Below are 6,146 nucleotides of genomic sequence, written 5' to 3' on the forward strand. Positions count from 1 at the left end.
TTGGTGGAGTAGGCAAAGTAAGCCAGGCCGCCTGGCGCTGCTGTCCAACGAGACAGCGGATCGGTGAGTGAAATCTTCTTGGGGAGGGTTTCAGCCAACGCCTCTTCATCAAGGGCTTCGAGGTACTCGCGCACGGCGCGGCTGCTTAGCTTTGGATCGTTCCAATCGACCTCATTTCCCGTCACCCCACGTTGCCGGCTGGCATCCGCCTTGATGATGCTGGCGTCGACGGCGAAACCTTCACCCTTGACCAGACCTGCCGCCATGCAGCGCCGCAGCACCTCATTGAACAACCAGTGGAACAGATCGCTGTCACGGAAACGGCCGCGGCGATTCTTCGAGAAGGTCGAGTGATTAGGTACTTCATCCTCCAGGCCCAGTCCGCAGAACCAGCGATAGGCCAGGTTCAGGTGCACCTCTTCGCACAATCGCCGTTCGGAACGGATGCCATAGCAGTAGCCGACGACCAGCATGCGCACCATCAACTCTGGATCAATCGAGGGGCGTCCGATGGGGCAATATAAATCCGCCAGGTAAGTGCGCAGGTCACTGAGATCCAAGCACTGATCGATGCTGCGCAGGAGGTGTTGGGTCGGGACGTGATCTTCCAGATTGAACGAGTAGAACAGGCGCTGCTCTCCTCCCGATAACTGTCCCATCATTCTGTTCGCCCCCACGCTCGCTGACAGGGCAATTTTGCCAACGGCATGGGGAGGTCGCTACTTTTTCAACAGAATCGGCCGGCTCCGGCCTGCCGCGGCCGGCGACTCCCGGCCAGAAGCGGTGTTCAAAGCATCTTCGAAGACCGCGGCAATTCACATCGTGCGGAAAGCGGGGATATTGGAGTTGTCTTTGGCATGAATGTAACCTGTAATTGCGCCATCTTGAGAGACCTTGACACCCAGGCCTAATTTCCCGAGCTCGATTGCCGCTGCTGTTCTGCCGCCACTAGTGCTGCCTCCAGGTAGCCTCAGTATTGCACCAACAGCGAGAATTTTTCCGGTATGGTCCATAACGGTTGACCCATCAATCGCGACCAACTCCTGCCTTAACGTCCGCGGGAGTTCGTGAAATAGTCGGCCACTAATGATTCTTTTGATGGTGGCTGCCTTATCTGAGGCGGCCGGATCAAGCCTATCAGTTATATTTACTAACTCTGTCCAACTCTGACTAGATCGATGACGTACAACCCCTATGCACGCACCTGTACGGGCAAACGATGCATCCAATAAGGTCTCATAGATCGCCTTGCGAATATCTTGATTCCTGGGGACTGACATCTGGCTGACAACCGGATCATGAGTTAGAAAATGCCAAGTTCCACTTCTTCTTGCGAACAACAACTGCCCATGAATAAATATTAGAATTTCACCCAGGCGATTTAACACTAATGCAATTCTACCGACCGCACCATTAGTCCATTCTGCAATAGCTCGATGCCTCCAAGGAGAGACTTTTTCGGTGTTTGAAGGAAGATCAAGCACGTGATGCTTAACTAACTCTAAATCTTGGTTGAATTCAAGAAGAGTATCAATTCCATTGGAGAGCACGGCGCCGAAGTCACCACTTCCAATTTTCTGCAATGTAAGACTGGAGGGGTTCTTGGCATCTGGTGAAATACCAATAGCACTGCAGATAGGAGCCCCCTCATACAGCCTCGACGCCCAAAGCGATATTTGGTCTATCGCTGATAAGATCGTTTTGTATTTTCCTTCTGGCGCGATTGCCTTTGCAATTACTCGTCTCTGAAACGTCGAGAGAAACTCATCTTTGAGGTCCTGCGTTAGTATGCTTTCCATGCTGCCGAGGCAGTCAATGAACGCCTGAATGAGATTATATTCACCAGCTGGACTGGTCGCAGCCGAAAAGCTCTGATCTCGCCTGATGTGGAGGCGATATCCGTCATGCTTATTTACCTTAAATCCAATAGTTTGCTGATTGATTACAAAGGCAACGGTTTTTTCGCTTGCACTTGATTTTTCTGCTTGTAGCTCGAGCCTAGCGCCGGAAAAAAATGGTAATAAATAGCGCTCCGCGATTTCTCGGAGTAGCGGCTCATCCACAATTAATTACCTCTCTGGCTTTTAGAAACAAAGTTTCAAAATGGTGATAGGATTAAGGCCAGGCTGGCACTACTCAAAAAATACACGCAGAGACTATTGAGCCTCACCACAACTGCAAATTCCATAGTACGGTTATTTGGCCTACCCATTCAACCCTGAAAGAAATTTACATTCTGATGCCTACCATGATATTGAATTCTATCAGGCTAATGGCGCATGCTTCACGGACATCCCACAGATTCAGGCATAGGGTGCGCAATCCAAGCCAGCCTAATGGAAGAATTTTGAAATGCTAAAAGCAGAACAGGCAGCACCCTCTCCCCTTCGGATTTTGTCGCTAGATGGCGGTGGCGCTAAGGGGTTCTATACCTTAGGGGTACTAAAAGAAATCGAGGCCATGGTAGGGGGGCCGCTGCACAAAAAGTTCGATCTAGTATTTGGCACGAGCACGGGCGCCATCATTGCAGCGCTAATCGCACTCGGCCACAGCATCGACTCTATTCTGGACATGTATCGACAACATGTACCGACAGTGATGTCGCAAAAATCGGCTGCGGCCAAATCGGCGGCATTAAAGAAGTTGGCCGGCGAAATCTTCGGCGATGCCACGTTCAGCCACGTCAAGACTGGGGTAGGGATCGTCACAGCCAGGTGGATGACTGAGCGTCCAATGATCTTCAAGGGTAGTGTCTCGCAGGCACACGGTCGAAAGAGCACCTTCGACCCTGGTTTCGGTGTCAGCATTGCGAATGCAGTTAAGGCCTCATGTTCTGCCTACCCATTCTTCGAGCGCACTACCGTTAGAACATCGAGTGGTGAGGACATCGAACTGCTCGATGGCGGCTACTGCGCGAACAATCCAACACTGTACGCAATCGCAGATGCCGTCCAGGCTCTCAAGCACGAGCGTCAGAACATCCGGGTAGTGAGTATCGGTGTAGGCATCTACCCGGAGCCGAAGCCGGGGCTGAAGATGTGGCTGGCGAAGAAGTACCTTGTCAGCGTGCAGTTGTTGCAAAAGACCCTGGAAATCAACACCCAGTCGATGGATCAATTGCGCCAGGTTCTTTTCCATGACGTGCCGACCGTCAGGATTAGTGACTCTTATACCACTCCGGAAATGGCCACTGACCTTCTGGAGCACGACCTCAATAAGCTGGGGATTCTGTTTCAACGTGGGCGCGAGTCATTTGCCTCACGAGAGCAGCAACTCCGCGAGTATTTGATCTAGGGAGAGGGAACGGATGCCAATACCAGAGTCTCAACTCGAAACATGGTCCCACCAAGGATCAGTCACCCAGTCGAGCAGCACCTACAACTCGGTCAAGGGCGTGCTGGAAGCCTCTACGATGCCTTATGCCGATAAGAACTTCAAAGTTTTTCTCCAAGGATCTTATGGCAACGATACGAATATCTATGCCGAGAGCGACGTGGACATCATCATTAAACTCGATGATTGTTTTTTCAGCGATACCGATTGGTTGTCTGAGGATGAGAAGGAAACACATAAGCATGCTTTCAGATCTGCGACCTATACGCATGTAGACTTCAAGCGAGATGTACTTTCCGTGCTGCAAGCTCAGTATGGGGAGGCGGTCAATACCAGCGGAAAAGCCATCACCATCGACGCCAGCAGGTCGCGACGGAAGTCCGATGTAATTGCGGCCATTCAGTTCCGGCGATACTCGAAATTTAGGTCGACAACTGACTCCGCGTACGTTGAAGGGATCTGCTTCTTCAACACTGATGGTGAACAAATAGCAAACTACCCGAAACAGCACTCCGCGAACCTGACCTCCAAGCACCAAGCCACCTCCGGGTGGCTGAAACCTATGGCGCGCGTATTCAAAAACATGCGCAGTAGAATGGTCAACGAAGGCTTGATCGAGGCAGGTACTGCCCCTTCGTACTATCTCGAAGGTCTGCTGTACAACGTACCGACCGACAGATTCACGACGAGCTATTCGGACTGTGTGGTCAACGTTGTGAACTGGTATCGACAGGAGGCGAATAAAAATGAGCTTCTATGCGCCAACGAGCAGTATTATTTATTACGTGATGGATATCACACGTGTTGGCCGCAGGCCCAATGCGATGCCTTCATAGATGCGGTGGTCCGGCTGTGGAGCAACTGGTAACGCACTAGTGAATATCGCTCTGACCCGCCACAGTGCGGGTTCACTTTTCCACCGTTAGCCATCTTGCTCATTAACTGCCCCGAAGCTGCCGGATCATCTGCCGCCAGACAACCGTTCAGAGTAGCCTCAGGGCAAAGAATACGGCGAGTCCACCCGCAATACCGCCAAACAGTCCACCAACAGCTCCCGCCCAAAACAGCTTGCCGGACACCTCGTTAGCGGCCTGGCTCAGTTGCTTTGCAGCTCGCCCAGCGGTCCCGTTTGCAGACTCCAAAGCCGTTACTATTACCTTCGATGCATTCGTGACGCTGTCCGAGAGATTGCGACTGATCACCGTCTCGATCGTACTGTCGATCCCATCGACTCGCTGCTGGAGCTTCGAAGTCGCAGTGGCAACCGCAGCAGCGCCTCGCTGGACGTCCTCAGCCTGCCGCTGGATTTCAGCACTGCTTCTTTCTGCGATGGTAATGAAGCTATTCAGCGCACTTGCAACCACCGCAGTTCTTTCGTCATCTACAGCCACTTCCTCACCTCCTGGCCTGGACTAAACATCCTATCTTACCGTTGAAATGACATGCCCCGCCCCCTGCTCGGTGCAGGATCCCAGTCGTACTCCCGCGAGCGGTGTAATTCTGCTTTTTCTTGCCGCTCTGCTGACAATTCCATCCGATAGCACTGGAAGAGCTCATCACGTCGTAAGCGCAATTCCTCATAGGAAGTGACTTGGGCATAGGCCAGCTGCCCGTCCTCGCTCAACTTGAGTATGAGAGAGCTGCTTTGAGGTCTCCCATCCGTTCTTCGGGATGTTCTCCCAGCCTTCGCTACCGGGCCGCTATTACACATAGCAAGCACATCCAGGTAGCCCATCTGCATACCTTCAGAACACCCTGCATCCCCTTTCAAAAGAGCATCAGCAGTTTGAGCAACAAAAGTGGTGAAGCTCATCGATGTGGTCACGTCCGAATAGGCATGCAAATAGGGAACAACACGGCTCACCAGCTCTTCGCCGGGTACACTTGTTTCCACGAACCAATGTGAAGCTAGGGAAATTTTCTCGACATTCGCCGCATACTTAACTCCCCGCCTCAGTATGCGCAGCTTTTCTTCTTCCTTATCATCACCGTTCTCAGACCGTTTGAACTCAATAATGCGCATCGCCCCTGGGTAGTAAGCGAAAACGTCCGCAAGACGTTTATCGTCTGGAGTCTGTTGCAATAGGTTCACAATCGGCATCAGTCCGCCAGCTTGGGTTTTGCGACCAATTGCGAAACCCAACGCATAGAGAAAATTTCCGATGACCACATTTTCGTATAGTTTCATTTAAATTCGCGGGAGCCTCTGCAATGTCCAGTCCGGGTCATGTACGCACAACTGCTTCGATGATCTGGGCGAGCTGCGGTAGATCACCAGATTGGTTCCGCCTGGGTATGCCTAGGAGGGAAAGAAAATCCCGTCCAGTCCAACCGCTTCCGAATCGTCGATCATGTCGTCCGCCTGTATAGACTGGCTTATATCACGAAGGAACACCGTGATTTTTCATATAAGCGTATCTCAGCCAAGAGCTATTGCCCAGCAGAAACCACTACAATCACTTGAAGCAAGTAATCATTAGATTACTGCGCACTCTTTTAGCATATGTAATCTGGAATTAATTAATATTCCGAAATAGCACGCTTGGATCCCACCTATAATCACTAGCAAAGGGGCGCGATGGTTTTTTGAAAGCCTCCTCCAGTCGCGCGTATCGATGGTTGATGGCGATGGATGATTTTCAGGATGGGTGTGCCACTCACCTATATAGTTTTCTTCACCATTGGTCAATTTGAGTCTACTCTCTGCAATCTCCTGATGACCGTCGGGATGCCGAATAAATCCATAGCGACTTCGGATATCTTTAACTTGAGGTGCGGTCGCAAAGTTTACTTCCAAGTGCTGCCCTCTACGC

General features: G+C 51.4%; 7 protein-coding genes. 2 read left to right on the forward strand and 5 right to left on the reverse strand.

The features are described from left to right. The coding region (locus tag N5J71_RS21780) for a transposase (protein ID WP_279917630.1) at positions 1 to 662 on the reverse strand (662 nt) is incomplete at its 3' end. 153 nt (positions 663 to 815) lie between these two features. Then, positions 816 to 2,063: a hypothetical protein gene (locus N5J71_RS21785; RefSeq protein ID WP_279917631.1), complete on the reverse strand. Its 1,248-nt coding sequence runs from the start codon at positions 2,061 to 2,063 to the stop codon at positions 816 to 818. 289 nt (positions 2,064 to 2,352) lie between these two features. Between N5J71_RS21785 and N5J71_RS21790 the strand changes: the two genes are divergently transcribed. Both N5J71_RS21790 and N5J71_RS21795 read left to right on the forward strand, forming a co-directional pair. Further along, the gene (locus N5J71_RS21790; RefSeq protein WP_279917632.1) at positions 2,353 to 3,294 is read left to right on the forward strand and encodes an anti-phage phospholipase; all 942 of its coding nucleotides are present in this window, start codon (positions 2,353 to 2,355) and stop codon (positions 3,292 to 3,294) included. 118 nt (positions 3,295 to 3,412) lie between these two features. Next, a complete protein-coding gene (locus N5J71_RS21795) occupies positions 3,413 to 4,201 on the forward strand; it encodes an anti-phage nucleotidyltransferase (RefSeq protein ID WP_279917633.1) in 789 nt (262 codons plus the stop codon). A gap of 115 nt (positions 4,202 to 4,316) precedes the next feature. On the opposite strand, the gene N5J71_RS21800 is transcribed toward N5J71_RS21795, so the two are convergent. The 3 genes from N5J71_RS21800 to N5J71_RS21810 form a co-directional block, all read right to left on the reverse strand. After that, entirely contained in the window at positions 4,317 to 4,724 is a 408-nt protein-coding gene (locus tag N5J71_RS21800; RefSeq protein WP_279917634.1) for a hypothetical protein, read from the reverse strand. Positions 4,725 to 4,759: 35 nt separating this feature from the next. Then, positions 4,760 to 5,521, reverse strand: coding sequence for a hypothetical protein (locus N5J71_RS21805; RefSeq protein WP_279917635.1), 762 nt, complete (start codon positions 5,519 to 5,521; stop codon positions 4,760 to 4,762). A 288-nt stretch (positions 5,522 to 5,809) separates the two neighbouring features. Next, on the reverse strand, positions 5,810 to 6,146 hold a 337-nt coding region (locus N5J71_RS21810), incomplete at its 5' end, for a Mov34/MPN/PAD-1 family protein (protein WP_279917636.1).

Source organism: Ectopseudomonas oleovorans (assembly GCF_029845265.1).
Taxonomy (GTDB): Bacteria; Pseudomonadota; Gammaproteobacteria; order Pseudomonadales; family Pseudomonadaceae; genus Aquipseudomonas; species Aquipseudomonas oleovorans.